A 26,874-nucleotide genomic window follows, 5' to 3' on the forward strand; every position below is an offset into this window, starting at 1 on the left:
TTACCGGACTTGATTGATGAGCGTGGCACCTTGGGTCGCCACACGATCGCCAGACTTCAAGCCCGAGATCACCGTGACGCGCGCTCCATCCAGGGGCTCGAACGTCACCGTGCGGGGTTCAAACTGCTCAGCTGCAGACTTGACCCACACCACGTTCTGATTGGCAGCGTTTTTCATCAGTGCCGACTGGGGGACCGCAATACCCTGTGTCTTTTGCTTGGACTGCACATAGACTTTGACGGGCTGTCCAACGGCCAGGCCTAATAGTTCCGGGCTTTGCACTTGGAAGTTCAGCGGCAGAGCTTGCTCTCGCAAACTGCGCGCTGCACCCATGAAAACCAGTGGCGTGCGCTGGTCGCCGACAGCCAATGTGGCACCGCCGATGTTGTTGGCCACTGAGATATCAAAAGCCAAGGCTTCAATGCGCAGCCGCTTCGGGTCGACAATTTCAAAAATCAATTCCCGCGTGTCCACCACTTGACCTGCCACGACATGCGCCGAGGCAATCACGCCAGAAACGGGCGCGACCAGTGCTTCTTTGCTGCTGAGGCCGCCACCGACGGCCGACATGCGATCGGTCAGGCTGAGCACGTCGCTCTCTGCGGCTTCCACTTCCTTGCGCGGCACCGTGTCCGACAACTCGCGCAAACGTGCCAAACGCTTTTCAGCAAGCGCTTTGGCAGCGCGAAATTCGGCCAATTGAGTCAATTGGCTGGCCCGTTCCAGGGGGGCGACCGCTGGGACCACGTAGGCCAAGACCTGTCCCTTCTTGACGGTTTGCCCTGCGTTGGGCAGGCCATTAGGGCCGGGTTCTATGCGTCCGGCGTTGATGGGCTGGACTTTGCCCCCAGCGTTGGGGTCCATCAGTACCTGACCATTGAGTTCAAAGGCGCGTGGCAGCTCAGCGGTTTCCACCACCATCGTGCGCACATTCAGTTGGCGTTGGGCTGGTTTGGGCAGAAACACGCTGCCATCGGCCATGCGCTGTGGACCATTGGCATTGGCCGTCGCAGGCGCAGGGCCGTGGTCATGGCCTTCGCCCGCGTACGTAGGCAGCGCAGCACCTGCAAGGGTCAAAGCAGTGGCCAGTGCCATCCAGTGGCGTTTTTTTGAAGTGTTGATTGTTTTCATGCTGAGGCTCCTTAGGCCGTACGAGCTTGTTGACGAAAGCGAACGATCACGCCTAATGCCATCAGGGCCAATAACCCCCCGCCGATCCACAGGGCGATGCCTTTCCAAGAAGAACCACTGACAGGTTCATCTTCGTCCTCGTGCAAATCGAGTTCGCCAGTCAGCAGGTCGTTCAGTTCACCGGCCTGAATGGTTGCGGTGATGGCAATGACGCCAGGTTTGAGCGTGTCCTTGAGGATGACTTCGTATTCACCTACGCCATGTTTTTCGGCTTTGTATTTGCCGCCTTGAATATCGATGTCAATTAGGGCGTCATTGACCGGACTGTTGTCTGTAAAACGGTCCAGGTAAATCGTCAGCTGCTTGCCATTGACAATGCCGACCATTTCCAGATCCTCTGAAAACGCGACGAAACGCGGCAGTGCTGTTCCCTGGGTTTTTGGCGCAGCTTCCGCGTGATCGTGACCCGCACCGGCAATGGCCATAGGACTGAGTAATGTGAATATCAGCGCCATAAAGGTGGCGACTGTTGAATGAATGATCTTCATGGTGTTCCTTGAATTTTTGAGGGGTGTCAGCATCACTGAGGCAGCAGGCCCAAGGACTGCCGCAATGCCGAAATGGCGGAGGCCAGGTCAATTCGGCTTCGAGCGGCTTGTCTCGCGGCCTCTGCAGCCTCTGCTTCAATGCGCAAGCGGGTGGGCAGATCCGACTCGCCCAGCCTGAACGACTTGTCAAAAAAGCTGCGGGACTCGTTGGCCAGCTGGGCTCGTCGCTGCGCAGCATCAAGTTGAGTGCGTGCGGCCTCCAGACGAGCAGCAGCGCCTTGTTTGTCGGCTTGAATGCGCGCCTGCTCGAGGACCAGTTGTGACTGCACTTCTATCGCTTCGGCTTGTGCAGTCGCAAGACGGGCGTCATGCCTAGGGCCTGCACCCAAGGGCACGCGAATGCCAATCAGCACAGTCTGGCCATAGCGTTCTCCAAATGCCCCACGGCCGCGCGTGGTGGCCACCGTGAGTTCCGGGTTGGATCGCCTCTGGGCGCTGATCAGCTGAGCCGTCCGCTCGGCCATCGTGATGCGATCCTCCAGTTCAGCCAACAAGGGATGCCCCACTGACGCACCCGTATGTGGGGTCGAATCTGGCGTTGGCTCCACCGCCGCGTTGACTTTCAAGTCTGCCGGTGCCGTCCTGCCTGTTAGCGCCATCACTTGTGCCAAGGCTGCGGCAGATGCAGCTTGAGCTTGGGCGGCATGCGCTTGGGCCGCAGCGACAGCGCCTTCGGCTTGATGCTGGTCGGACTTTGCCAGATCACCCGCGTTGGTCCGTTTGGCAACATCAGCGGCGAGGCGTTGTGCATTGGCCAGTTGTTCGCTCGCCAGTTCAGCATCGAGGCGAGCTCGCAACCAGCCCCACCAAGCATCCCTGACGGAAGAGGCGAGCCGCAGTTGTGAGGCGAGCAGCTTGCGCTCAACCAACGAGATTTCAGCTTGCGCCAGATCGGTACTGGCCGTGCGTTGTCCGGGTAGCCAGATGGGAACGGCGATACCCACCTCAGCTTCCCGCGCACCGCTGTTGCCTGTCATCCGGTCTGATCGCTGACTTATCTCCAGCGAGGGCGGCTCGGGGGACAGCATCGACGCGGCTTTGGCCTGGGCCTGGGCGGCATCGCGACGCGATTGAAGCGCGTGCGCCTCGGGTTGCCTTTGCCACGCCGTTTCGAAAACATCTTTCAAGGACACCGATCCACTCAACGCGGCGGCGGATGTGCCTTGTGCTTGGGCCGTCAGCACCAAGCCACTCAGGGTCATGACCGACAGCGCGATTCGAATCGGTGCCGATCTTTTTTTGTACAAACTCATAGCTCATCTCCAATGGTGAAAACATCCAAGGAGATCAGCGAGCAGCGACAACACGTCGCTAGGCGATGACGCACAACGCGCAAAGCGTCATGTGCATCCGCACACAGGGGATTCGAAAAGAGGGAAAGGTAAAGAAACCCGAGGCTCGCCGATCAGGCAAGCACGGGCCATTGAGGCCGTTCAGGACGTTCACTTGCCATATGAGAAGCAATGACCTGAAGGTGAAGTGGGTGATCGTCAGAGGCTGCTAATGTGGTCTTGCTCAGATCGCTGACCAGGGCAGCGGCACAACCCATGTGACAAGTGGCACAGTCATGGTCCATGCCCGCCGATTGGGGTGAGTTTTTGCTGGACTCTTGGTGGTCAACTGACGCATGGTCATGGGTGTGATGTCCCGGGTGGTTGGCGGTCACACCGCTTTCATGCTGGCAATAGCTAGCCACTGCTGCCCAGCTAAATTGCAAGGGTAACAGAACCAGCAAAAAAATTGCCAAGTACCTTTTCATATCTCAACAGTGTAGGAGCTTCAGGCTTTCGGCGCCACTTTCCCAGTCGTTGACCTCAGGAATTTTGAGGTCAATGGGGCGAGCTGGTGGCGGCCAAGAGCCATCACTTGGCGGTCTTGAGAAGGCGCAGCCCATTGAAAACCACCAACAAGCTTGCGCCCATGTCGGCAAAGACCGCCATCCACATAGAAGCGTCATCAAAAATGGCCATGATCAGGAATACCGCCTTGATGCCCAGAGCCAGGGTGATGTTCTGCCACAAAATGATGTGGGTCTGTTTGGATAGGCGAATCGTCTCGGGCAAGCGGCGCAGGTCGTCGTTCATGACGACGACGTCGGCCGCTTCCATGGCCGTGTGAGTGCCCGCAGCGCCCATCGCAAAGCCGATGTTCGCCTTTGCAAGTGCCGGGGCATCATTGATGCCGTCACCGGTCATGGCCGTCACACCGTATCTTCCTTGGAACTCTTCAATCGCCTTGAGCTTGTCCTCGGGCAGCAGGTTGCCTCGGATTTCTGAAATGCCTGCCAAGTGTCCGACGGTGCGCGCCGTGGCGGCGTTATCACCGGTCAACATGATGGGAACGACCCCCAGCGCCTTCATCTCGGAAATGGCCTCGATCGATGACGGTTTGATCGTGTCCGCTACAGCGAAGAGCGCGATCACCCGGTCCCGATTGGCCAAAAGGGTCACAGTTCGTCCTGCCTCCTCATGAACTGCGAGGCGTGCTTCCAATGTCGCAGAACACTGGCCGCGCTCTTCGATCCAGCGGTGATTGGCGAGAATGTAGGGGTGGCCATCGATCACCCCCTGGACGCCACGACCTGCGACAGCTTCAAATGCTTCGACTTCTTGGGCTTGTAACGCTAGGCCTTGAGCAATCGCTTTCGAGACGGGGTGGTCTGAACGAGCAGCCAGGCTCTTTGCGAGCAGTTCTACCCGTTGCTCAGGCTCGTCGGGCGCGATGGGCTCGAACGCCACCAATTTGGGCTTCCCTTCGGTGATGGTGCCGGTTTTGTCCAAAGCGACGGCTTTGATCTTTCGGGCTTCCTCAAGGTAAACGCCTCCCTTGATCAAGATGCCCCGCCGTGCACCTGCGGCCAGACCACTCACCACCGTGACGGGTGTGGAGATGACCAAGGCGCAAGGGCATGCAATCACAAGCAGGACCAAAGCCTTGTAGACCGCTTCTATCCACGTGATCTCGGCCACCCAGGGCATCAGGACGGCAACCAGCAGCGCAAGGGCAAAGACCGCAGGTGTGTAGACGGCGGCGAACTGGTCAACGAAACGCTGCGTCGGTGCGCGAGAGGCCTGCGCTTCCTCGACGGCTTTGATGATCCGGCTGAGCGTGCTGTCTGAGGCAGGCGATGTGACCCGAACTTCCAGAGCAGAGGCCTGGTTGATGGTTCCGGCAAACACCTCATCACCCGGTCCTTTGTCCACGGGCAGGCTCTCGCCTGTCAAAGGCGATTGATCCACCGCGCTCTGACCCGCCAGCACGGTGCCATCAAGCGGAACACGCTCACCCGGAGAGATACGTACCACCGAGTTCAATGCAACAGACTTGACGCCAATCCGAAGCCAGCCGCCGTCGGCCTGGCGTACCTCGGCTTGCTCTGGTGATAAGGCAAGAAGGCTTTTGATGGCACCTCGCGCACGGTCGACCGCCCGCGCCTCGATGGCCTCCGCAATGGCATAGAGCGCCATCACCATGGCGGCCTCAGGCCACTGGCCGATCAAGAAGGCGCCTGTGACGGCTACTGCCATGAGGGCGTTGATGTTCAATCTTCCTTGCCGCAGCGCAGCCAGGCCTTTTCCGTAGACGCCGAAGCCTGAAAGGAAGATGGCACCCAAAGCGATGGCCATGCCCAGGCCTTTGATCCAGGTCGTCGCAGGGAAGGCGTACGCGATCGCCTCTGCTGCCAATGCCAAGCCGAGCGCCGCCAGAAGCTTTCCCCACATGTCCCAAAACGTCGCAGACGCATTAGTAGTACCGGAAGGTTTTTTGTCGGCTTCGTCAATGGGCTCAGGCTTAAACCCTGCCTTTCGAATCGCCTGTAGTGCGTTTGGCAATGCAGCTTGGCTCGCAGAAATGGTCAGCACGCGTGCCCCCAGATCGAATCGCAAGGCTTCAATTTCCGGGATGCCATCCACAGCGCGCCGGATCTCGGACTCCTCTGAGGCGCAGTCCATGTTGGAGATACGGAACCTTTTCTGTGTCTGGTCTGTGTTCATATGCGCCACGTCCTGCTCAGATTGCACCAAGGGTACGCACGAAGCGGCTGAACATCCGTTCTCAGTCGGGCGGACCTGTGGCTTTGCGCCTTCGCAAGATGTACTTGTACTCATGATTTCTTCCTCGTTGCAGCGATTAGAAACCCTGTAGCCACTTTAGAGTCAAGCTCCTAAAATATGGTCACCCGCTGATGGAGGACACCATGAGGATTGGAGAGCTCGCCAAGGCCACCGATACACAGGTGGAGACGATTCGCTACTACGAGCGAGAGGCCTTGTTGCCGCAGCCGGGGCGAACAGAAGGCAACTACCGCGTCTATGGACCGGAGCACGTTGAACGACTTTCGTTCATTCGGTACTGCCGTAGCTTGGACATGGCCCTGGATGAGATTCGAGCGCTGTTGCGCATGAAAGATTCCCCGCCACAGGACTGTTCTGAAATCAACGCCTTGATTGATGAGCACATCAAGCATGTGGCGGTTCGAATCAAAGAGCTGAAGGTCTTGCAAAGGCAACTTGTTGAGTTGCGAACCGGTTGTGCCGGAAACGGCTCTGTCAGTGAGTGCGGTGTGCTTTCCGGAATTGCTCAGGCCTCTAAGGAAGTGGGGCCGGTGGGCAAGCGAGGCGCGCGCCATGTGCATGGGGCGCACTGATTTGCGTCAAAGGGGTACGGCTCACGTTTTACACTGATTTTTCCAGCTTCACGCATTGTGTTGCCAACAGCTTGATTCAGTTGATGGCGTAACTGCCAAAACAAATTAAACCCTCTTTGTGACGCAGGTGTGACGCATCTGCATGAGTTGTGGTGCTGCAACATTTCATGCAATTGTCATATGATTCGTTTGAAATTGCTTCAGCTTCTACTTCAGAAGTTATTTCAACTTAACTTTGAATCAACACACCATGAAAACTCAACACACCCTTTTGACTGCAGCCATGTTGCTTGCATTTTCTGCCCAAGCACAAACTTCTGTGACTGTTTATGGCAATGCTGACATTGCATACAACAACAACGTTTCCAATACCAGCGCCGGTGTTAAAACTGAAGAGAACAACATTGTGACTGGCGGTATGTCGACCAGCAACGTTGGTTTTCGCGGCGATCGTGAAATTGCAACTGGCCTGAAAGCAACTTATCAATTTGAATTTGAAATTGATCAGTCTTCTGATTCTGGCATTGCCAAAACGCGTGCAGGTCTGATTGGTTTGAGCAGCCCCATGGGCTCTGTAACTTTGGGCCGCAGAACCACATTGCTCAAAGTGGCAATCAATGCATTGGATGCTGGTGATGGCATCAATACGGCAGGCTTCATTGGCGACAATGCACGCGATTCACGTCGCAACGACATGATCACATTGTCTACGCCTGTTTATTCTGGTTTTTCAGCAGACGTGCAACTTGGCTTGGGCGCATCAAACCGTACAACCAGTGCCGCCAATGTGGTAACAGCTGACGGTAAAGCGGAAGATTCAAATTCTATTGGTTTGACTTATGCCAATGGCCCATTCTCTGTTCGCTTTGCAACTGAGACCATCAAGAACTACAGCAAAACAGTCAAGATTGGTGGCGACTTTGGCTACACCATTGCCAACCCCACTGGCATTGCCGATCGTAAAAACGATGCATTTGGTGGCACCTACGACTTTGGCGTTGCCAAAGTATTTTTTGTTGATACCAAAATGTCTCAAGGCACAGCGGCCAGCCTAGTGACGTTCGACACACAAAACGTTGGTGTGCTTGCACCCTTTGGCAAATTCAGAGTGCTGGCTTCTGCAGGTACAGGTAAGGCCAAATTAACTTCTTCAACCATCAAGGCTGAAGTTGAAGCCATGCAATTTGCGGTGATGTACACACTTGCAAAAGATACAACGGCTTACTTTGCCTACGGTACAGAAACTATGGACCATCCTTCATTCGCCAAAAAAATTGAGCAGAAAAATACTCAACTTGGCATGCGCTACAGATTCTGATTTGCTTCAGCCAAAAGGCTCACGCTGTGGTCCTTTTTTCAATCGTCACAAATATTTAACGCTTGACTGCAACACTCAAGCATCGATTTTTTAAACAGGAGTATTTCTCATGTCCTTCAATGATGATGTCATTTACAACAATTCATCCAACCCACATTTTCAAGACGTTCTGAAAGAAGCTGTCAAAGATCCAGCACGTCGCAATATTTTGCGTGGCGGTTTGGGCTTGGCTTCTATGCCAAAGATTACAAGTGGCTAACGCAAGTTTATGAGTCTGTGAAACCAGTTAGCGGTAACGGCAAACTGCTCTGGCATCGTCTGGGCGCAAAGACCATTGAACTTATTAATGAGAATGTTCATGTTGAAGCTGTGCGGGACGACATCGATGCGCTGGTGCTAGACGCCGAAGTCCTTGACAGCATTCTGAAAGATGAAAATCCGGAGAAGAAAGCCCGTGAGGTGGAAATCAAACTTATCGCTCGCCTGCGCAAACATGCTGGAAATCCTAAGTTTAAAGAACTCGGCGAGTGACTAGAAAAAATACGTGAGAAGCACGAGCAGGGGTTGATAAATAGTTTGGAGTTTTTGAAGGCAATTCTAGAAATCGCTAAAGACACAGTAGAAGCAGAAAACCAGACTGATCCCGAAGAAGATAAAAACAAGGCATTGGCAGCACTGACTGACTTATTTAATGAAGTGAAAAATAAGAACACTCACGTTATTGTGGAACGTATTGTTGCTGACATTGATGCAATCGTGAAACAGGTGCGGTTCGACGGCTGGCAGTCCACAAAGCAAGGGGAGCGGGAAGTACAACAAGCCCTGCGCAGATCACTATTGAAATACCGCCTGCATACCGATCAGGAGCTCTTTGATAAGGCTTATGGCTATATCCGCGAATACTACTGATTGTTTCGAAATAAAATGGTAAAAAAATGAAAAGCTTCTACCGTGTAATGCTTGGCAGGAAGTCAATTCACGCTGAGACCTGTTTTGCTGAAGGCTTCATCGGTACTGACTTTGAAGTCAACCAAGACCTAACAAACGAGCTGACAGAAAATTGGCGTGATTTCAACGCAAAGTTCCGCGATATCTTTAAGTCGAATCATCCCGATAAAACAAATGTGGGAGCTGGCTTAGCTTGTGGTTTTCTTTGGACAGTATCCAAGGGCATAAAGATTGGTGATATTGTTCTCTGTCCTGACGGCTCTGGCACATATCAAGTCGGCGAAATTTCGAGCAACTACTTTCACCACCCAGGTGGGATCTTGCCTCATCGGCGTAATGTTAAGTGGATGGCCAAGCATGTTGAGCGCGAAGCTATGTCGGACATGCTTAAGAAAAGTACCGGTTCTATTGGTACGGTTAGCAACATTACTGGCTATGCACAAGAGCTTGAGTCATTGATCGCTGGCGAATATAAATCACCAATTATTTCCACGGATTCAACAGTTGAAGATCCCTCTGAATTTGCGCTTGAAAAGCATCTTGAAGATTTCTTGGTTCAGAACTGGAAACAAACTGAATTGGGTAAAGACTTCGATATCTTCGAAGAGGATGGTGAGCTTGTTGGTCAGCAGTACCAATCTGACACTGGCCCAATGGACATTTTGGCTATAAAAAAAGACAAGACACAGCTGTTGGTTGTTGAGTTGAAAAAGGGTAGGGCAAGCGATGCAGTAGTAGGGCAGGTGCTTCGCTACATGGGCTACGTCAAGCAAGAGCTTGCTGAACCGAATCAAAGCGTGAAAGGTGTCATCATTGCTCTAGACGATGACACTCGGATTCGACGTGCTTTAGCAATGACTCCGGATATCTCTTTCTACCGATACGAAGTTTCTTTTAAATTAAACAAAGCTAACTAGCCTTAGACTAATTCCACTGCGGCTTTTAACTGGCTTGGGCTGCTGTACAGGTAAGCAGCGGTGGTGCTGATGCTGCGGTGACCAGCCAGCGTTTTCAAAATATGAATGGCAGTGCCCTTGTTCGCAAGGTTCGTTAAGAACGTCCTGCGTCCACTGTGACTGCTGGCACCCTCTAGGCCAGCGCCCTCGTAGAGCAGCGCGAACGTTTGAGCCAAGCTGTTTGCGTTGAAACCAGCCCTGATGCTCTTTTGGCTTGCGAAGAATGGGTAGCTTCGATCCACGCACTTGGCTTGCTGTGCGTAGGCTTGCAATTCTGCCTTCAGCTTGGCGCTGACAAACACTGTTCTAGCATGACGGCCTTTGGTCATGTCGGGCAGCAAGCGAATCTCATCTTTAATTTCGCCATCTGTGGTTGTGACATCACTCCAGCGTAAACAGGCTACTTCGCCAATTCGTAAACCAGCCCAGTGTGTGAGCAACATCATTGATCTGTTACGGGCTGCGTACTTGCGTGTATTGATATGCGCTAACAAGCGCTCAATTTCAGCAGTTGTCAGTGTCTTTGCTTGTGCCATGGTCATGTCTCCTAAATCATGTGTTTGCGTTAATTGCATTGTGTTTTCATATATTTATCTGGACAACCGGAGTCCTGCCAAAGTGATGGGTTTCTGGGCCGGAGCAGGGCAAAATGAACTGGCTGTGGATAACTTTTTAGTGGTTTTTTTCTTCAATGATTTCAACGCTCATCCAGTGAAATCATGTAATTACTGTATTTCTCGTGATTTTTCTTGGATAACTCACGCGAGCTGTGGATAACCAGCGCAGATTGGCGAGCAAGCCCTACAAGCGCTGATCTGGGTTCTCAGCACTCCAAGTATTCGCTCGGGTAAATCGATGCGCTATAGGGCTTTTAAATGCGTGGCATTTTGCGATTAACGTCTGAAATTTATGCAAGTAGTGCGGTTTGTATCTGTAGCCCGAATGGGTCCTGCAGATCTAAATTTCTGGGCTGCGGATTTTTTAGGTGGAGTACTTATCAATTCACCATGGTGATTTTTACTCGGTACCCCGCCAAGTTTTCGGGTTACCACGCATCGGTTGTCCATATGCGTGTCTGAAAACAAACTGTAGTTACACAAACAGAAGTGAACTACAGATGAAAAACTTTGATGAAACCCAACTGACACAATTTATTGGAACAACTGGTTATTTCCGTATCAGCCGCAGGCACCTGCTGACTGATGGCACCAAGTACTTGGCCGAAGAGGCTGAGTGCTTTTGGATGATGGATGCCATTGCCAGTCACCTAAGCGAGATTGGCACAGAGGACTGGTTTGTGCAAGTGCGCATGACAGTTACGGGCAACAGGGCAACAATGATCTACGAGGACGGCAGTGGCAGTGAACATGCCCGTCAAGAGATCCCATATACGGACTTTCCAATGCACGCCATTTCACTTTATGCCTGCTGGGACGGTGAGCACTGGGTGATCATGCTGCCTAGCGAGTATTGACCTGATTAGGGCCAGACTGGATGCTGTGAAATCCCCACTGAGCCCATAGCAACCAACGCGCGTCTTGCGCGTTCATGGCCCGAACTTCGGTCCTGATCACTTGGCTGCGGCCTTTGACCTGTGCGCGAACTGATGCTTGGTAGGTGTGCATCAAGTACTTATCGAAATTGCCGCCGGCTCATTTCGGAACCAATGCCAGACAAAGAAGGACTTGCTTGATTTGACTTCAATCAGTCCAAGTGACCCATTTATGGGTCATTTGGGCACTTGTGCTCATTACTTAATTGATTAATTACTATAAGCGTGTGACTTTTTCAATTTTCTAGATAATCTGTATATTCCAGCTAAATACGTGTGAATTCCAGGATTTCCAAGTCCTGACTACATGGGGTGGCAGATGATCAAAATCACCGTTGATGCACAGGTCTACGAAGCGCTGCAAAAGGCGTTTCCCAAGCCTGCCAATACAGCGCACAGAGCACTGGCTAAATACATCAGCGTGCTGGAAGCCATGCTGTTCAAAAGCCTGCACTTTGCTGCGACACCCCTGCAGCGCAAGTTGGACTTATTCGCCATATCGCTTCAACAACTGGCAAATCAAGGCGGTCAGATTGGACCCAAGAAGCTGCGTGTGCATGCATGGCTCAGGAACAACAACTTCAACTTGGTTGAGTCGGTGATCACTGGGTCAAACTTAACTGGTAGTGTGAGCCAGTGCAAATTGACCAGCCTCGTGACCATGGTTGACACGCTGGCAGTAGAGGACAAGATATTGCGTTCAGGCAAAAGCGATAGAGAAATTGATCAGTACCTATGCGGCGATGACTTTGGCAACTACCAAGTTTTAAATCTGCTGTTTCCCGAGTTCAAGCAAAGGATCAAATTACCAGAGATTGAAGAGTTATTTGACCTTGTACCGGTTGACAAGGAAAGCGTCAAAAGCTACATCATTTGGCTCACCACAGAATCCGAACACATTACAAAAGAGAAGATGGACCAAGCGCTGCGTCAAGCGCGAATTATTTTGGCGATCTCCAGCGTCATGGATGGCTATTACGTTCAGCGTAAGAAGCCCAGCCTATTTGGACGCATGTACTACGAGGGCACCAGTGTTCAAAACATCAACAAGGAATTAAGACGCGCAGTGCTGGGTGACTGTTGGGAGTACGACATCCGCTCAAGTGTTGTGGCTTGGAAGATGGGTTGGGCCAAACAATACATCGATGCGTATGGACAGGGCAAGGATTTGCGTAAGGTCTTTAGCGCCACGTTGAATTTTCTGGAAGACAAAGCGGACTTCATGGGCACAGTGCAGTACTTCACATTTGGAGATGACAGCCCAGTACACAAAGATCTGCAACCGAAATTGCTCAAGCAGGCGTTTACGGCTATCAGCTTTGGCGCCCGTCAAAACACCACTGGCTGGCAAAACGAATCAGGTGGGTGGACAAATCCCGCACTGGTGGACATCATTAAAAACGGCACTGACAGGGAACGTTTTCTTGCCGACCCCACTGTGCAGGCCTACATTAACGAGCAGAGCATCCTTGATACGCATCTATATGAATTAGTCAAAGTTACACGTAGGGACTTGCTCAGCAAATCATTCCTTCAAACGCCCAGTGGCAGACCCAGCAAGTCCAAGATCCTTGCTTACCTTTACCAGCATGATGAAACCGAAGTCATGGACATTGTTTGTGAAGTAGCTGCCCAACATGGCCGTGAGCCCATTGCCCGTGTGCATGACGCTATCTTCTTCAAGCATAAGCTCAGCGTGGACTTGCGCCATGAGATAGAAATGACCATGCAAGACCGAACTGCCAATCCATATTGGCGTCTGAGTCACAAGCAGTTGGAGCGTTATGAGCCTCGTTATTTGGATTTGAAAATGGATGAAGCTGCGCATAAAGAGCGCATACTTCAAGAGACAATTCGTGCTCGAGAGCACTACGCAAACCTATCTGTTGATTGATCTGTCAACCGATAGCGTGAGTCCCGATAAGTAGTCGGGTTACCAGTCTTTTCGGTTGCTCAACGCCATGGTTCGACAATAAATTAGCTATTCCTGCAACACACACAAGGAGTAGCTATGTCAGGTTTAAGCGCGTTGAAATTAGTTCAAGCCAAGCGTGAAAAGGGCATGAGCTGGCATTCCCCCAATTTTGTAGACACTCTTCATAACGCAATTTGACGTCTCTCGAACTCAAGGGGGCTGAGTTGGTCAAGATGTTTGTGACGCCGAACTGGATTGTAGAAGCCTTCAATGTACTCAAAGACCTCAGACTTGGCCTCCTGCCTTGTTTTATAAATCCTCTTTTTGATTTTTTCACTCTTCAAGTTACTGAAGAACGATTCAGCCACCGCGTTGTCCCAGCAGTTGCCTCTTCTGCTCATGCTGGGGCTCAATCGGTTTTCCTTGCACCAACGGCTGAACTCGTCACTGCCAAACTGCGAACCCTGATCCGAGTGAATGATCACGGAACCCTTTGGACGGCGACGCCACACAGCCATCGTCAAAGCATCAAGAACTAAAGTGGTCTCCATGCTGCCTCGCATGCTCCAACCCACCACCGCCCTTGAGTGCAAATCCAGCACCACCGCCAAGTAGAGCCACCCTTCATATGTGCGGATGTACGTGATATCGGTCACCCAAACTTGATCCGCCGCGTCTTGCTGGAACTGGCGCTGCAACTGGTTGGGCGAGACCTGTGAGGGCCGGCCCACCTTGTAGCGAGGCCGCTTGTAGCCCCGCACAGACTTGATTTGAGCCATCCGCATCAGTCTGGCCACTCGGTTCTCGCTGCACTGAACTCCTGCCTCCCTCAAATCACAAAAGATTCGGGGGCTGCCGTAGATACCCATGCTCTGCTCATAGAACTCTTTGATCTGCGCTGTCAGGGCTTGGTTCTCCACAGCCCTTGCCGACAAGGGCTCCAGCAACCAGGCATAGAAGCCACTGCGGTGAACGTCCAGCACCCGGCACATCCCGCTCAAAGTGAACTCTGCCCGGTTCTCTTGGATAAACGCGTACTTCACTCTGACTGTTTGGCAAAGTACGCGGCGGCCTTTTTTAGAATGTCGCGCTCCTCTGTAGTGCGCCTGAGTTCAGCCTTTAAGCGGTTGAGCTCCGCTTGCATAGACTTCATGTCATCAATGGCAACTGGTTCATTGGCGGCCTTGAACTTCTTGACCCAGGTGTACAGAAGGCCGTCCCCAAGGCCTAGTCGCTTGGCTACATCGATGACAGAGTGGCCCCTGTCGATAACTTGGCGAACTGCCTCTTCTTTGAACTCAGCTGTGTATTTGGCTCTTTGCATTTACATTTCTCCCATTCAGATTTTGACAATAATATTTGTCTACTGAATTGGGGGAATGCCACTCCAGTTAAAACAACGCAAGTTCCGCAAGATGCTGCTATTGACACGGACGAAACACAGCCAGAGTTGTCAGATGACGGAACAATTCTTCCTGTAAAACCCGTCAAACGAGTCGCTAGAGCGGTAAATGCGCCGAGATAATGCTGCTTAAAAAGCATAGTGCGACACTGATGACAGGCATAGTAAAAATACTTTCAGTCTCAGTGCGAAGGTTAAAACAAGGTTGCTACGCTCAACACAAACTTAGTGCGTTGGTTTTTGCGCATAGGCAAAAGTTAAAGCAACGCTAAAACGAAACAAGGTCACAAACTTTATTCAAAAGTTCTAACAATCAGCCCATTTCATTTGCTATAATTTTTGGCTCAGGCTCTTTAGCTCAGTCGGTTAGAGCGATGGAATCATAATCCACAGGTCCGCGGTTCGAATCCGTGAAGAGCCACCAAACACAGAGGGTACATACTGGAGACATCGTTTACAGTTTGTACCGGTCACATCGTTAACACCCTAGGCCCAAACGGATTGGGCCCGGGTTCTAGGCGACAACTGTCCATATCGAAGTACCCCAGATCGTAGTCCATAAAGCTGACTTGCCAGATCTGGTCTTCCACCTGCATCACTCCCACCCTCTGCCCAGCCAACACCGAGCTGAGCATGATCTTCTTGCGGTCCATGCAGATGCGGCCACACTCGGTGATCACAATCGTCCTGTCATGAAACGGATACGCCAACTCTGGCAACCCCGTGTATTGGCGGCTTGAGGGCTGGTATAGATCCCCCGGAATCTTCATCTCAATGCCCTCGTGCGGACGCTCGTAGTTGTACACCCGCATGAAGTGCTCGAACTTGTCTTGCTGCTGCAGCATGTTGATCGCCGGCGGCCTTGTCGTCTCTTGCTTGAGCACACGGTGCATGCGCTCGTGGCGTCCGTTTTGCTGCGGATTACCGGGCTTGATGCGCTCAATCTCAATGCCCAAACGCAACCACCACACCGCCAACTTGCTCAACCCATGTAGCGCGTGCGAGCTGGCAAAGGGCACGCCGTTGTCTGAGCGGATGCGCTTGGGTAAGCCGTATTCCCTGAACAAATGCTCGTATACGCTCAGAGCCGTCAGCTCCCGCGTGCTTTGCAGGCCCTCACAGCACAGCAAGAACCTGGAGTGATAGTCCGTCACCGTTAAGGGGTAGCAATAACTTCTGTCAGCCATCATGAACTCGCCCTTGAAGTCCGTGCACCACAAGTCGTTGGGCTCCTGACCTCCCATCAGCACCGTCCCCTGCGCTTTAGGCCTTGCATTGGCCCTCTTGTGCTTCACAAGCGCGTTGCGCTCTAGCACCGCATGCACCGTGCTCTTGGCTGGGGTTTTGATCTCCGGATACCTGGCCAACAGGCGCTCCCGAATCTTGGGCGCACCCCAAGTTGGAAACTCATTCTTGATTTGAACAATCAGAGCCTCCACTTGAAACGGCAACTGGTTGGCCATCCGGTAAGGGCGCCGGCTTCGGTCGCTGAATGCTTCCAAACCGTTTTGACGGTAACGCTCCACAAGTTTGTGGCCCGTGACGCGAGAGATTCCAAACTCCCGACACAGCTGAGATATTGACTCGCCCTCTAAGTGGCGAGAGACAAAACGTAGTTTTTCATCCATTTTCTGACACTCCTTCCAGGGCATAGAGAGCTCCTCCTATGCCAAAAAACTGTAAAGGATGTATCCGGTATAAACTGTTAACTATGTATCAATATGTTCAAAGGACTTATTCGAGTCGCTTTTTTCTTTGAAGCATACGATCTCTAATAAATGCTCGGAGCGCTAGGCGGAATTGTGGCGCCGGCTTGTACATAAGCGTCGTCAGACAAATCGGCCAGCTCGCCTGCACCTTGCTCAATCACCACAGCAAAGCCAAGCTTGATCAGCTTGGTGACCTTATCGGGAACTGTGGTCACACGCTTTTCTAGCGGGAATGTCTCCCGTGGCATGCCAATGCGTTGCGGTTTTGGGGCGACAACGCTGCCTGCAGCATTGTCGGTCGGTTGGACAGTAGTCATGAAAAAAACCTCAATGCGGGTATTTGAACGATGGGTGGAATACGTTAATTGAATTTTTTTTAAGTTTGGGGAATAGGGGAACTTAGCACGAACGAAAGTTGCCGCAAATGGCCGATTGAGTCGCCAACGTGCCTAGTTGCAGCTAGCACTCGCCTTTAAGTTGGTTTTGACTATGCTATGTAAATATAGCGTTACAAGCGGAACCCTAGACGCCTAGATACTTCGCTTGCGCAGTCTTTCACTGCGTTCGCTTGTATGCCTGACCAAGATGGATCAAATGCACCTGAAGAACCCATCAAGGTGATGCCTAGTACGATCTTTTTGGAGTAATCAAAAACAGGTGCAGCAAATGAATTAACGCCTGGCGTTGGATGATTGACGCTTCTAGAGAGGCCATGCTTGCGAACCTCTTTGAGGCGTTTCTCAACGACTTCTGATTTCAATGGATGTGAAATATCCGGCCCCAGTCGTTTGTAATCCTCGCGCATAGAAACTTCAATTAATTTTGCAGGTAGGTATGCAGCAAACAACCTACCAGTGGCCGTTCCTGCAAGAGACATGACTGTGCCGGTGCGTAAATTGACATGCAATGGATAGATGGGTTCGACCAGTAAAACGATGGTAGGACCGTGATTACCCCAAACTGAGAGTGCAACGCTGTGGCCTGTTTTTTGAGCCAAACTTTCTGCGAAGTGTGTTGCCTCTCGAACAGGGTTCAACATTTGAAGGCTGACCAAGCCTAGTTGAATGGCTGTGGGCCCTAACCAATAATGACCTGTCGCAGCATCTTGCGTGACAAGTTGAAGTTTGCTGTAACTCACAAGATAGGGGTGGGCTTTGCCCGCTGGCATCTTGGCCGCTCTTGCCAAATCACCCAATGACATGGGGCGGCCGTGGTGCGCCAGGGCCAACAATATTTGGCCCCCCACTTCGATCGATTGAATTCCGCGTCTTTCTTTGACCAAATCATGCTCCCCTTCATTGAGCAACATTCTTCACGGATAAGGTCTTAAGTGGTTTGGGGTTTACCATTAATCTTTAAAAGATTCATTTGACATAGACTAATTGATAACAGGAGTGTTCCACATGAACCAAGAAGTTATCGAAGTCGATGTGCTGGTGGTTGGTACAGGTGCTTCAGGCATGTCGACCGCAGTCACGGCCGCTCACCATGGCTTGAATGTCTTGGTTGTGGAAAAAGAACCCATGTTTGGTGGAACCACTGCGCGCTCTGGTGGTTGGTTATGGGTGCCTGGAACGCATTTGGCAAAAGAGCAGGGCATTGAAGAGCCGGTCGGTGCAGCCAAAGCGTATTTAAAGGACCAGGGGGGGAATCACTTTGATGAGCAACGCGTCGATGCATTCATCGAAAATGGTCCGAAGGCACTAGAGTTCTTCATGCACAACACCTGCGTGCAATTTGACATGCCCGCCGTGTTCCCAGACTATCACGCAGAAGCGCCGGGAGGTTTGCCAGGGGGACGCTCCATGGTGACGCGTCCGTATGACGCCAGAGAATTGGGTGAACGAATCAAGTATTTGGCACCACCTGTGCCAGAGCTCACGGTCTTTGGAATGATGTTGGGCTCGGGCAAAGAGCTTTGGCATTTTTTACGTGCTTTTAAATCCTGGGAGTCGTTCTTCTTTGTGGCTAAACGATTTGGCAGGCATTTGTTGGATGTGTTGACCCATGGCCGAGGCATGACCTTGACCAACGGCAATGCATTGGCCGGACGATTGGCAAAAGCGGCCATGGATTTAGACATTGATGTTTGGTTGTCTTCCCCTTTAATGGACTTGATCACCGAAGGCGGCAAAGTGACTGGTGCCATCGTCAAACATGAAGGTAAAAACTTAGAGGTCCACGTGCGCCAAGGCGTTGTTTTGGCCTGTGGTGGATTTCCGCATGACATTTTGCGCCGCAAGCAATTGTTTCCTCATACACCCACTGGCACAGAGCACTTTACGCCTTCGCCCAAAGCCAATACAGGCGATGGCTTGAGGATTGCCGAGAAGGTTGGTGCTTGGGTTGACACCACCATTCCGAATGCTGCAGCTTGGTGCCCTACTTCAGTGGTGCCACGCAAAGATGGCACCACTGGCGTCATGCCTCACTTCATTGACCGTGCCAAACCTGGCGTCATAGCAGTCACGGCCAATGGTGAGCGATTCACCAACGAAGCTTTTTCGTACCACGACTTTGTTCAAGATTGGGTCAAAGCGTGTCAAGCAAGAGGGCAGAAGGAATTCTTTGCGTGGTTGATTTGTGATCACAAGCATTTGCGCGAATATGGTCTGGGCGCAGCAGCGCCGTTCCCGCTGCCCATTGGACGCCATTTGAAATCTGGGTATTTAAAGCGTGGCCAAACGATTCAAGAGTTGGCTTCCAACATCGATGTTCCTGCCAATGTGATCGAGCAACAAATTGCTTGGTTCAATGAAGATGCCAAGACTGGCATTGACCGACAGTTTGGCAAAGGCAGTACGGCCTATAACCGGTATCAAGGCGATGCCATGGTGAAGCCCAATCCTTGTATGGCCCCCATTGTGAACGGACCCTTCTATGCCATTCGAATTGTGATTGGCGAAATTGGCACCTTCGCAGGCTTGGCAACCAATGCTGAGTGCCAAGTAATAGATCAGCATAAAAAAGCAATTGAAGGCTTGTATGCCGTTGGCAATGATGCAGCTAGCATCATGGGTGGCAATTATCCAGGTGCTGGCATTACTTTGGGACCAGCTGTTACCTTGGGTTACGTGGCTGCCATGTCAATGGTCAAAGCGCAGGCGAGCTGGTCGCAACTTTTGTTGCAACCTAATTTGAAGCAGTTGGAAAAAGTTCGTGTGAACTATTAAAGGTTTAGAAACGATGCTGATCACCTCACAAATTGCACCCCATGTTTTGGGCGGTAAATTGGCACTTGTGACGGGTGCAGGGCAAGGCAATGGCCGCGCCATTTCCAAGGGCTTAGCGCAGGCGGGTGCCAAGGTGGTGGTAACCGACATTCATGGCGAAAATGCAAAAGCTGTTGCCAAAGAAATCACCGATTCAGGTGGGCAAGCTTGGCATTATGTTTTAGACGTCACATCTGAATCTGAATGCCAAGCTTTAGCGGCATTGGTAGCCAACGATGTTGGGCACATCAATGTATTGGTCAACAACGCTGGCATCATTATTCGAGAAGGTGTCGACAGTCCAAAAGCTGTGCAAAACCTAGAGCGAATGATGGAAGTCAATGTCTTGGGAACTTTCAAACCAACCCATGCATTTTTGCCAGCTTTGCGCGCTACCAAAGGTTGCATCATCAACTTGGCATCCATTGCAGCCCAAGCAGGTTTGCCAGGCACGATGGGGTATTCGCCCTCTAAAGGCGCCGTCAAATTGATGACCCAGGCCTTGGCGGTAGAGCTTGCCAAAGAGGGCGTTCGTGTCAATTCACTTGCCCCTGGCGTGATGGCTACTCCCATGACCGAAGTAACGCGCAGTACCCCCGAAAAATTAGACAAATTCATGTTGCGAACGCCCATGGCCAGGGTGGGTCAAGCAGAAGAATTGATTGGACCCGTGGTGTTTCTGGCTTCGGAGATGGCCTCTTATGTGACGGGTGTCACGCTGCCAGTGGACGGGGGATTTTTGGCGTCGTAGACGATTGACGTTGAGGATGCTTTTGAGGTTTTTTTAGAAGTTGGTGTGAAAGTTGATATGAAAGAAGAGTGAGTGTGTGATTTACAAGGGCAATCAAGTCCATTTACAAAAAAGGAGACAGTATGAAATTCACAAAGTTTATTAAAAAGACAGCATTTGCCTTGGCGCTGGCTAGCGCTTTGGGTGTGCATGCGCAAGATATCAAATTGGGATTCAACGGCGATTTGTCGGCATCACCATCTGCGCAAAGCGGTCGTGCTGGCGTACTTGGAATTGAGGCGGCCATTGAAGACATCAATGCGGCTGGCGGTGTACTTGGCCGCAAACTCACACTGGTCTCGCGTGACGACCAATCACAGCCGCCAAAGTCGATCCAAAACATGAGTGATTTAATTGACAACGAAAAAGTTGTTGCCGTATTTGGCCCCACCAACTCTGGCAATGCGCTGGCATGGCGACACATTCCAAATCAGAAAAAGGTGCCCACCATGGGCATGATCGGATCCGGTACCGACATCACCAAACCCATGTCGCCTGGTGCTGATAACTACATGTTCCGTGTTTCCATGATGGACCGTGAGCAAGTGGCTGCTTTGGTGGCCTATGCGCTCAAGTCGGGTTCGAAGAAAATTGGTGTCATGGGTGAAACCACCGGTTATGGTCAAGGTGGCGTCAAAGATTTGCTTGAAATATTAAAACTCCACAATATTGAACCTGTGGGTGTGGAGAAATTCGCAGTTAGCGATACCGATATGACATCTCAACTCAGTAAGCTAAAAAGTGCGGGTGCAGATACTTTGATGGTTTGGGCGCAAGGCACACCGATTGGTCAATTGGTGCGCAGCATGGACAAGATCAATTACTTCCCAACCTTGCTCACATCTTGGGCGGCTGACAACATCACTTATTTTGACGCTGCTGGCAAGACCTTGGCCGACAAGCCAGTGTTTTTAAGAACTATGGCTGATCCCTCTACGCCAAAACAGAAAAAACTTTATGACCGAATAGGTAGCAAGTTGGCTGCGCCCAGTGCGTTTCCTTTTGCCGTCCATGGTTATGACGCGACATTGCTCATAGCAGCAGCCATTCGCCAAGCCGGTAGCACGGACGGCTCCAAAATGCGTGAAGCATTGGAAGACATGAAATCACCTGTGGATGGTGTGATGAAAGTTTATGTCAAGCCATTTTCAAAGACAGACCGTGAAGGCTTGACCGCTGAAGACTTGGTGTTTATCAAGTGGCGCGATGGTAAGTTGGTGCAATACTCTGACAACACAATCAAGCAAATGAGTCCTGCGGATTTCAAGAAGTAAACAAACTAAGCGGCACCTTTTTTTGAAATTGGTGCCGCTTTTCATTCTTTAATTCGATGACGGATACTGCATTTTTACAAGCACTCATCAGTGGCTTAGCCGTTGGTAGTGCTTATGCTTTGGTGGCCCTTGGGTTTGGGGTTACCTTTACCACCACCAAAACACTCAATTTCGGCCACGGAGAATTCGTTTCTGCGGGTGCGTTTATTGGCATGAGTGTTTTGTTTGTCGCTTTAGGATTGCCAATTAGCTCAAACTCATTTGGCGCAAATACACCGGACATGGGTAGTCAGTGGCTTGCTTTGATTGTTGCCATGGCTTGTATGGGTTTCTTGGGTTGGATGTTATTTCTTTTGGGCGTGCGGCCTTTTGCAGGCAAGCCCGGCATGGCCTGGGTGATGAGCACTTTAGGTTTTGGTGTTGTATTGCAAAGCATTGGATTGGCTATTTGGGGGCCCAAACCTGTCGTGGTTCCCAGCCCATTGGGCGACGATATTGTTCGCTTGTGGGGTGTCGGTGTTCGGCCCCAAGAATTATTAATGTTAGGGGTCTCTATCGTTGTGATGGTGCTCTTCGATTTTGTGGTGCGAACCACCATGGTTGGCAAGGCCATGCGAGCCGTGGCGCATCAACCCCAAATAGCAAGCTTGATGGGTATCAATGTGCAAGCTGTGATGGTGGCCTCGTTTGCAGTCAGTTGCGGGCTTGCTGGCTTGTCTGGATTTTTGTTGGCGCCCATTGCACAAGCGTCCTTGTACATGGGGTTATCGGTTGGGCTCAAAGGATTTTCTGGTGCCATGGTGGGCGGCCTCAATAATCCTCGTGGTTGCGTCATCGGCGGCCTCGTATTGGGTGTACTCGAGTCCATGATCAATCTGTGGAATGCTCAATGGCGTGAAGTTGCGGTATTTGCCTTGGTGATCGTCGTGCTTGCTGTGCGGCCTAATGGTTTGTTTGGCCACCGCGTGGTTGAAAAAGTATGAACTTGCGACAGCCTCTGTTCATCGTCGCACTCGTGGCTATGGCTTTAAGTGTCTTGGCCATGCAAATTAACAATGACTATTACTTGCGAATTGGCTTCATGGCCTGCGTTTACTACATTTGTGGTGCAGGCATGCAAGTATTGGTTGGCTATGCTGGCCAAAAATCATTAGGTCAAGCGGGATTGTTTGCAGCAGGCGCTTATTCGGTTGCATTGCTCACCACAATGACCGATATGGCGCCTTGGCTGGCTTTGGTGATCTCTGTTGTCATCTCGGGTCTTTGTGGCGTTTTAATTGCGCTGCCATCTCTGCGCGTTAAGGGGCCTTACTTGGCCATGGTCACATTGGCCTTTGGCATCGTCGTCGAGAAAATCGTCACTGAGTGGGTTGACGTTTTTGGAGGTGCCCAGGGCATTTATGGCATTCGATCTCTAACTTGGGATCAGCAGCCCTTGAGCGTTCAACAATGGGTCGTCTTGGGCGTTGTCTTGAGTGCTGTGGTTTATGTTCTTCTTCGCAATTTACTCATCGGAAGCTTAGGCAGAACTTTACTGGCGGTCCAAGCCGACGAAATTGCGTCTGCCAGTGTGGGCGTTCAGGTCTACCGATCCAAGGTTTTGGCGTTTGTGATTGCCGCGATGACATGTGGACTGGCTGGTGCACTGGTGGCACAGCAGAATCAATACATCAACTCTGATTTCATCACCTTCCACCTGTCGATTTTTATTTTGTTGTTGGTTTTATTTGGTGGAGTCAGTTCACGGCATGGCCCTCTGATTGGGGCAGTCTTTCTGACTTTGATCGATGCGATGCTTGCACGGTGGCCTTCTGTTCAACATTTTGTATACGGGGGCCTGTTGTTATTTGCGCTGTATGTTATGCCGGGCGGTGTCATGGGCGTGTTATCGAACTGGTTCAGGGCTAAAGGACAAAACAAGTCAGAAACTCAAGGATCAGATGTGGGCGATGGACAGTCGTTTGCGCTGCGTCAAATTAGCAAGTCCCTGCAAAGCAAAGAAAGTCAATCTGATCTCTTGCTTGTCAAAGGCCTCTGCAAGGCCTACGGTGGTGTGAAAACAGCTCAAAACATTGAAATGCGTTTACAGCGAGGCCAAGTGCATGCCCTGATAGGCCCTAATGGCGCTGGTAAAACGACCATGGTCAACATGTTGACAGGCATTGTGCATGCAGACCAAGGCCGCATCGTTTTAAATGGTCGAGACATTACAAGCGCAAGTCCACATCAAATTTCTCAAAATGGAATTGCCCGTACCTTCCAAAATCTACGTTTGTTTGGCGAACTAAGTGTTTTGGACAATGTCATGGTGGGCTGTCAAGCGCATGAGCCAAGTGGCTTGTGGCGAGCGATGTGGATGTTGCCTTCAGCCAGACAAAGTGAGCATGCAGCTAAAGATCGGGCCCTTGAGTTGCTTGACTTTGTAGGCTTGCGTCAGCACGCTACAACACCAGCAGGCGATTTGCCTTATGGCCTGCAAAGACGGGTCGAACTGGCACGAGCTTTGGCGACGGACCCAGAGCTGCTTTTGCTGGATGAACCCGCCGCAGGCTTAAATCCGCAAGAAACTGCAGCGTTGGCCAATTTGTTGTTGGAAATTCGCAAGCTGGGTATGACGCTTTTGATGGTTGAGCACCATATGGACTTGGTCATGCAGGTCTCAGATCACATCACTGTTTTGGATTACGGCGTCAAAATTGCTGAAGGAACGCCTGCAGAAATTCAAGCCAATCCCAAGGTCATCGAGGCTTATCTCGGAACTGAAACTATCCATTGATACACCTGGCTTATTTATGTTGCAAATTGATTCCATCGAAATGTCTTATGGTGCCATTCAAGCCATTCGAGGCGTATCGTTTTCTGTTGCAAAGGGCGAGGTGGTTGCCATCATTGGTGCGAATGGCGCGGGCAAAAGCACCTTGCTTAAAGGGGTTGCCGGTATTGAGCCCTTGAAGCAGGGACGTATCATTTGGAATGGCATAGATATCTCTCAAGTACCGGCTCATGAACGGCTGCGTTTTGGCATTGCTTTAGCGCCCGAAGGGCGTGGCGTTTTTCCAGATCAAAGCATCCGCGACAATCTTTTGTTGGGGGCATATGCCATCAGAAACGACAAAGAACGCGTTGCAAATTTGCTGGAACAGGAGTTCCAACGATTTCCCCGTCTTAAAGAGCGATCCGAACAAATGGCTGGGACCTTGTCGGGCGGAGAACAGCAAATGCTAGCAATTTCTCGCGCTTTGATGAGTCAGCCGCAATTGCTTTTATTGGATGAGCCCTCTTTGGGTTTGGCGCCTTTGATCATGCGAGAAATTTTTCAGAGTATCAAGTCGCTTAGAGAAGCTGGATTGACCATCTTATTGGTCGAACAAATGGCCAATCAAGCCCTCAAGGTTGCCGACAGGGCCTATGTGCTGGAAACGGGAAGCGTCAAACTGGGCGGGAGTGGCAAAGAATTAGCAGATCACCCTGATGTGCGTGCCGCATACCTTGGGCAAACTGGTTCTAATTGAAGCTGTACGGTTTGAACTCAATTGCAGTTATTCTCTGAACGTCATTCAAGAAAAAAATCCTTATCAACTTATCCCATCTTTTTTTTGTTGCCGCCTTGTGTGTTAACAGTCCGCAGCTTGGTTGAAGTAAATAAACGATGCTTCCGCATTCGCTTCCACACCTACACAGACCGCTAGTAAGCTATTGATTTGTAATAGATTTTACTTCTTGAGGTTGCTCATAATCCTTTGGTACCGTGTTCAAGTCCTGGTGGGCCCACCAATTCATCAACCCCCGCTTCAAAAATGTCGGGGGGGTGTTTGGGGAGAACTTTTACAGCTTGAAGCCTCTGTTTAGCCCGTTATGATTGCTCCAGTAAATAATTCCTCTATTGGTGAATTCAGAATGGCTAAACAATTGAAGACTCTAGATGACGCGGGTGAATCAGAAGTCAGTGTCTACTCCGCACCGGCTCTTACTGGAACAAAAGTTTGACGGCCAATGCCAGTTATGGCGATGGCCAGGCCATGCGCCATTTAGTTCAGATTCTGGGGCGCTTGGATTTCTGGAATAAGTTGGATCAAAAAGTTTTTTATCAAACAAGTTGATGCACTGAGATGGCCCTTTTGAAATCTCTTTCAGAACCCCGAATTTGGGTTTTGCTTTTTGTTTTTTTGTGTCAACTGGTCTTTGCATCCCCAGAGTTGATGCTGATTTGTATGGCTAGTGCAGGTACCTGGTTGTTTCTCCGTCGGCGTAAACAACCGAATTTCACAGCTTTGCCTGTTGCTGCAGGACATGCAATGTGGCTAGTGCCCTTGTTTTTTGTGTCTGTGTTTTTTTTCAAATTGCTGTCGGCTACTTGGGCGCTTGTACCGAAAGAGGCCATCGATAGTGCATTCAACAGCTTTCATTTCTTGTTATGGCCCGCTCTGGTCGTGTACATCAGAAATGCCAACTTGTCCGTTCGGCGAGCAGAACCCTGGATAGCGGGCAGCATGCTCGTCTTGATGCTTTGGTACCTCGGGGCTCGTTTTTTCTTCCCTATGTCGATTGATGCACAGTGCTTCAAGGCAGGCGCACACAATTGTGGTTTGCTGGGTCAAACCATGGCCTTCATGTTGTTATGGTTGTTCATTGCAGTGACGCGTCCAGATTCAAGAGGTGTTAACAGAATGCTGTTGGTGGGTGGCTTGCTGGCAGGGTGGATCGCCTTTCTTGGCACTATTCGCAGAACCGAAATGTTGGGCTTGTTGTTGGGTATGGCGGTTGTTTTGGTGTGGCGTTTCAATGAGCGTATTTCAATAAAAAGGGTGGTCGTCACGCTGGGACTTTGTTTCGCCGTTCTGGTCATGGCCTGGCCTGTCATGGCATCCCGATTTTCAATCGTCACCCAAGAGGTCAGTATGTACTTCCAAGGTGAAGCTGCTCGTGGCCAGGCCCTTCACACATCAGTGGGGGCACGTCTGGAAATGTACAGAGTTGCTCTGGAGGCCATCGAAGAGCGTCCACTGTTGGGTTGGGGGGCAGGACTTAAACCTCGAGATGTTCCTCAGTACGCAACCGACCCTCAAAATCCCTACGCTTTCAGTAATTTTCATCAGCAATACTTGCAGGTCATTCTGGAGGTCGGTCTCATTGGTGGCCTTTTGGCGTTCATCATGGTGGGCTACATCTGCAGACAGATGATTGTTGTGCCATGGCGGCAAGGCCATCGTGAGTTAGTGGCTATCGTGGCAGCTTTGTTTTTTACATATGCTTGGAAAGCGTTGGCCAATGGTGCCTTGCTCTACAGCGTGACCAACAGTGTTTTTGTATTTTTCAGCGCGTGGGTCTGGGCCGAATTGATGTGCGCAAACAACAATGCGCGCCTGGATCAATTGCCAGTGCATTCATGACACGTATATTTTCAAATCGTT

Annotated in this window: 26 protein-coding genes and 1 tRNA gene; 16 read left to right on the plus strand and 11 right to left on the minus strand. The window is 51.0% G+C overall.

All coding sequences use genetic code 11. From position 1 onward, the window contains the following. The 5 genes from AMM03_RS03390 to AMM03_RS03410 form a co-directional block, all read right to left on the minus strand. On the minus strand, positions 1-1,131 hold the full coding sequence (locus AMM03_RS03390; RefSeq protein ID WP_090129019.1) for an efflux RND transporter periplasmic adaptor subunit: 1,131 nt from the start codon (positions 1,129-1,131) through the stop codon (positions 1-3). An 11-nt stretch (positions 1,132-1,142) separates the two neighbouring features. Beyond that, complete coding sequence (locus AMM03_RS03395; RefSeq protein WP_228764542.1) at positions 1,143-1,679, minus strand: hypothetical protein; 537 nt, start codon at positions 1,677-1,679, stop codon at positions 1,143-1,145. 32 nt (positions 1,680-1,711) lie between these two features. Continuing rightward, entirely contained in the window at positions 1,712-2,992 is a 1,281-nt protein-coding gene (locus AMM03_RS03400) for a TolC family protein (RefSeq protein ID WP_090129020.1), read from the minus strand. A 152-nt stretch (positions 2,993-3,144) separates the two neighbouring features. Next, positions 3,145-3,498: a cation efflux protein, CzcI family gene (gene czcI, locus AMM03_RS03405; RefSeq protein WP_090129021.1), complete on the minus strand. Its 354-nt coding sequence runs from the start codon at positions 3,496-3,498 to the stop codon at positions 3,145-3,147. Positions 3,499-3,601: 103 nt separating this feature from the next. Then, a complete protein-coding gene (locus AMM03_RS03410) occupies positions 3,602-5,734 on the minus strand; it encodes a heavy metal translocating P-type ATPase (RefSeq protein WP_228764544.1) in 2,133 nt (710 codons plus the stop codon). Between the two features lie 203 nt (positions 5,735-5,937). On the opposite strand from AMM03_RS03410, the gene cadR reads away from it, so the two are divergent. The 6 genes from cadR (at position 5,938) to AMM03_RS03435 (ending at position 9,570) form a co-directional block, all read left to right on the plus strand. Further along, positions 5,938-6,387 carry a Cd(II)/Pb(II)-responsive transcriptional regulator gene (gene cadR / locus AMM03_RS03415; protein ID WP_090129325.1) on the plus strand — a complete coding sequence of 150 codons (450 nt, stop codon included), beginning with the start codon at positions 5,938-5,940 and terminating at the stop codon, positions 6,385-6,387. Between the two features lie 250 nt (positions 6,388-6,637). Beyond that, positions 6,638-7,705, plus strand: coding sequence for a porin (locus AMM03_RS03420; protein ID WP_090129023.1), 1,068 nt, complete (start codon positions 6,638-6,640; stop codon positions 7,703-7,705). A gap of 109 nt (positions 7,706-7,814) precedes the next feature. Further along, positions 7,815-7,964 carry a hypothetical protein gene (locus AMM03_RS14110; protein ID WP_194942742.1) on the plus strand — a complete coding sequence of 50 codons (150 nt, stop codon included), beginning with the start codon at positions 7,815-7,817 and terminating at the stop codon, positions 7,962-7,964. 17 nt (positions 7,965-7,981) lie between these two features. Continuing rightward, complete coding sequence (locus AMM03_RS03425; RefSeq protein ID WP_090129024.1) at positions 7,982-8,236, plus strand: hypothetical protein; 255 nt, start codon at positions 7,982-7,984, stop codon at positions 8,234-8,236. Between the two features lie 54 nt (positions 8,237-8,290). Continuing rightward, positions 8,291-8,614: a hypothetical protein gene (locus AMM03_RS03430; RefSeq protein WP_090129025.1), complete on the plus strand. Its 324-nt coding sequence runs from the start codon at positions 8,291-8,293 to the stop codon at positions 8,612-8,614. A 26-nt stretch (positions 8,615-8,640) separates the two neighbouring features. After that, entirely contained in the window at positions 8,641-9,570 is a 930-nt protein-coding gene (locus tag AMM03_RS03435) for an endonuclease NucS domain-containing protein (protein ID WP_090129026.1), read from the plus strand. Positions 9,571-9,572: 2 nt separating this feature from the next. Here the strand turns inward: AMM03_RS03435 and AMM03_RS03440 are convergent, their stop codons facing one another. Beyond that, the gene (locus AMM03_RS03440; RefSeq protein ID WP_090129326.1) at positions 9,573-10,145 is read right to left on the minus strand and encodes a tyrosine-type recombinase/integrase; all 573 of its coding nucleotides are present in this window, start codon (positions 10,143-10,145) and stop codon (positions 9,573-9,575) included. Positions 10,146-10,726: 581 nt separating this feature from the next. Between AMM03_RS03440 and AMM03_RS03445 the strand changes: the two genes are divergently transcribed. Continuing rightward, a complete protein-coding gene (locus tag AMM03_RS03445; RefSeq protein ID WP_090129027.1) occupies positions 10,727-11,083 on the plus strand; it encodes a DUF6876 family protein in 357 nt (118 codons plus the stop codon). Here the strand turns inward: AMM03_RS03445 and AMM03_RS14115 are convergent. Continuing rightward, positions 11,070-11,234 carry a hypothetical protein gene (locus AMM03_RS14115; protein WP_194942744.1) on the minus strand — a complete coding sequence of 55 codons (165 nt, stop codon included), beginning with the start codon at positions 11,232-11,234 and terminating at the stop codon, positions 11,070-11,072. The two genes, AMM03_RS03445 and AMM03_RS14115, sit on opposite strands and share 14 nt — an antisense overlap. Before the next feature lie 246 nt (positions 11,235-11,480). On the opposite strand from AMM03_RS14115, the gene AMM03_RS03450 reads away from it, so the two are divergent. Further along, the gene (locus AMM03_RS03450; protein ID WP_090129028.1) at positions 11,481-13,055 is read left to right on the plus strand and encodes a hypothetical protein; all 1,575 of its coding nucleotides are present in this window, start codon (positions 11,481-11,483) and stop codon (positions 13,053-13,055) included. A 203-nt stretch (positions 13,056-13,258) separates the two neighbouring features. Here the strand turns inward: AMM03_RS03450 and AMM03_RS03455 are convergent. Beyond that, a protein-coding gene (locus AMM03_RS03455; RefSeq protein WP_090129029.1) for an IS3 family transposase occupies positions 13,259-14,400 on the minus strand; the annotation gives its coding sequence in 2 pieces (ribosomal slippage) (positions 13,259-14,157 and positions 14,157-14,400; 1,143 coding nt in all). A gap of 425 nt (positions 14,401-14,825) precedes the next feature. On the opposite strand from AMM03_RS03455, the gene AMM03_RS03460 reads away from it, so the two are divergent. Further along, positions 14,826-14,902: transfer RNA gene (locus tag AMM03_RS03460), tRNA-Met, on the plus strand. A gap of 46 nt (positions 14,903-14,948) precedes the next feature. On the opposite strand, the gene AMM03_RS03465 is transcribed toward AMM03_RS03460, so the two are convergent. From AMM03_RS03465 to AMM03_RS03475, 3 genes are all read right to left on the minus strand, one after another. Next, complete coding sequence (locus AMM03_RS03465) at positions 14,949-16,106, minus strand: IS481 family transposase (protein WP_090129327.1); 1,158 nt, start codon at positions 16,104-16,106, stop codon at positions 14,949-14,951. A 143-nt stretch (positions 16,107-16,249) separates the two neighbouring features. Next, complete coding sequence (locus AMM03_RS03470) at positions 16,250-16,504, minus strand: hypothetical protein (protein ID WP_090129030.1); 255 nt, start codon at positions 16,502-16,504, stop codon at positions 16,250-16,252. 191 nt (positions 16,505-16,695) lie between these two features. After that, the gene (locus AMM03_RS03475; RefSeq protein WP_228764545.1) at positions 16,696-17,496 is read right to left on the minus strand and encodes an IclR family transcriptional regulator; all 801 of its coding nucleotides are present in this window, start codon (positions 17,494-17,496) and stop codon (positions 16,696-16,698) included. A gap of 94 nt (positions 17,497-17,590) precedes the next feature. Here AMM03_RS03475 and AMM03_RS03480 point away from each other — a divergent pair, with 94 nt between their 5' ends. The 7 genes from AMM03_RS03480 to AMM03_RS03510 all read left to right on the plus strand — a co-directional run bounded on the left by AMM03_RS03480 (position 17,591) and on the right by AMM03_RS03510 (position 26,853). After that, on the plus strand, positions 17,591-19,360 hold the full coding sequence (locus AMM03_RS03480) for an FAD-dependent oxidoreductase (RefSeq protein WP_090129031.1): 1,770 nt from the start codon (positions 17,591-17,593) through the stop codon (positions 19,358-19,360). A 13-nt stretch (positions 19,361-19,373) separates the two neighbouring features. Beyond that, positions 19,374-20,150, plus strand: a complete 777-nt coding sequence (locus tag AMM03_RS03485; RefSeq protein WP_090129032.1) for an SDR family NAD(P)-dependent oxidoreductase — start codon at positions 19,374-19,376, stop codon at positions 20,148-20,150. A gap of 122 nt (positions 20,151-20,272) precedes the next feature. After that, positions 20,273-21,463 carry an ABC transporter substrate-binding protein gene (locus AMM03_RS03490; protein WP_090129033.1) on the plus strand — a complete coding sequence of 397 codons (1,191 nt, stop codon included), beginning with the start codon at positions 20,273-20,275 and terminating at the stop codon, positions 21,461-21,463. 56 nt (positions 21,464-21,519) lie between these two features. Beyond that, entirely contained in the window at positions 21,520-22,446 is a 927-nt protein-coding gene (locus AMM03_RS03495; RefSeq protein WP_090129034.1) for a branched-chain amino acid ABC transporter permease, read from the plus strand. Continuing rightward, on the plus strand, positions 22,443-24,239 hold the full coding sequence (locus AMM03_RS03500; protein ID WP_090129035.1) for a branched-chain amino acid ABC transporter ATP-binding protein/permease: 1,797 nt from the start codon (positions 22,443-22,445) through the stop codon (positions 24,237-24,239). Before AMM03_RS03495 ends, AMM03_RS03500 begins: the two co-directional genes overlap by 4 nt. 16 nt (positions 24,240-24,255) lie before the next feature. Beyond that, complete coding sequence (locus tag AMM03_RS03505; RefSeq protein WP_090129036.1) at positions 24,256-24,975, plus strand: ABC transporter ATP-binding protein; 720 nt, start codon at positions 24,256-24,258, stop codon at positions 24,973-24,975. Positions 24,976-25,758: 783 nt separating this feature from the next. Next, positions 25,759-26,853: an O-antigen ligase family protein gene (locus AMM03_RS03510; RefSeq protein WP_194942746.1), complete on the plus strand. Its 1,095-nt coding sequence runs from the start codon at positions 25,759-25,761 to the stop codon at positions 26,851-26,853. Positions 26,854-26,874: the final 21 nt, after the last annotated feature.

This window comes from Limnohabitans sp. Rim11, from assembly GCF_001269365.1.
GTDB lineage: Bacteria > Pseudomonadota > Gammaproteobacteria > Burkholderiales > Burkholderiaceae_C > Limnohabitans_A.

Coding starts and splice junctions, on each gene's coding strand:
- AMM03_RS03390 (WP_090129019.1), bottom strand. CDS start 1,131: ATGAAAACAATCAACACTTCAAAAAAACGCCACTGGATGGCACTGGCC.
- AMM03_RS03395 (WP_228764542.1), bottom strand. CDS start 1,679: ATGAAGATCATTCATTCAACAGTCGCCACCTTTATGGCGCTGATATTC.
- AMM03_RS03400 (WP_090129020.1), bottom strand. CDS start 2,992: ATGAGTTTGTACAAAAAAAGATCGGCACCGATTCGAATCGCGCTGTCG.
- czcI (WP_090129021.1), bottom strand. CDS start 3,498: ATGAAAAGGTACTTGGCAATTTTTTTGCTGGTTCTGTTACCCTTGCAA.
- AMM03_RS03410 (WP_228764544.1), bottom strand. CDS start 5,734: ATGAACACAGACCAGACACAGAAAAGGTTCCGTATCTCCAACATGGAC.
- cadR (WP_090129325.1), top strand. CDS start 5,938: ATGAGGATTGGAGAGCTCGCCAAGGCCACCGATACACAGGTGGAGACG.
- AMM03_RS03420 (WP_090129023.1), top strand. CDS start 6,638: ATGAAAACTCAACACACCCTTTTGACTGCAGCCATGTTGCTTGCATTT.
- AMM03_RS14110 (WP_194942742.1), top strand. CDS start 7,815: ATGTCCTTCAATGATGATGTCATTTACAACAATTCATCCAACCCACAT.
- AMM03_RS03435 (WP_090129026.1), top strand. CDS start 8,641: ATGAAAAGCTTCTACCGTGTAATGCTTGGCAGGAAGTCAATTCACGCT.
- AMM03_RS03440 (WP_090129326.1), bottom strand. CDS start 10,145: ATGGCACAAGCAAAGACACTGACAACTGCTGAAATTGAGCGCTTGTTA.
- AMM03_RS03445 (WP_090129027.1), top strand. CDS start 10,727: ATGAAAAACTTTGATGAAACCCAACTGACACAATTTATTGGAACAACT.
- AMM03_RS14115 (WP_194942744.1), bottom strand. CDS start 11,234: ATGCACACCTACCAAGCATCAGTTCGCGCACAGGTCAAAGGCCGCAGC.
- AMM03_RS03450 (WP_090129028.1), top strand. CDS start 11,481: ATGATCAAAATCACCGTTGATGCACAGGTCTACGAAGCGCTGCAAAAG.
- AMM03_RS03465 (WP_090129327.1), bottom strand. CDS start 16,106: ATGGATGAAAAACTACGTTTTGTCTCTCGCCACTTAGAGGGCGAGTCA.
- AMM03_RS03470 (WP_090129030.1), bottom strand. CDS start 16,504: ATGACTACTGTCCAACCGACCGACAATGCTGCAGGCAGCGTTGTCGCC.
- AMM03_RS03475 (WP_228764545.1), bottom strand. CDS start 17,496: ATGTTGCTCAATGAAGGGGAGCATGATTTGGTCAAAGAAAGACGCGGA.
- AMM03_RS03480 (WP_090129031.1), top strand. CDS start 17,591: ATGAACCAAGAAGTTATCGAAGTCGATGTGCTGGTGGTTGGTACAGGT.
- AMM03_RS03485 (WP_090129032.1), top strand. CDS start 19,374: ATGCTGATCACCTCACAAATTGCACCCCATGTTTTGGGCGGTAAATTG.
- AMM03_RS03490 (WP_090129033.1), top strand. CDS start 20,273: ATGAAATTCACAAAGTTTATTAAAAAGACAGCATTTGCCTTGGCGCTG.
- AMM03_RS03495 (WP_090129034.1), top strand. CDS start 21,520: ATGACGGATACTGCATTTTTACAAGCACTCATCAGTGGCTTAGCCGTT.
- AMM03_RS03500 (WP_090129035.1), top strand. CDS start 22,443: ATGAACTTGCGACAGCCTCTGTTCATCGTCGCACTCGTGGCTATGGCT.
- AMM03_RS03505 (WP_090129036.1), top strand. CDS start 24,256: ATGTTGCAAATTGATTCCATCGAAATGTCTTATGGTGCCATTCAAGCC.
- AMM03_RS03510 (WP_194942746.1), top strand. CDS start 25,759: ATGTGGCTAGTGCCCTTGTTTTTTGTGTCTGTGTTTTTTTTCAAATTG.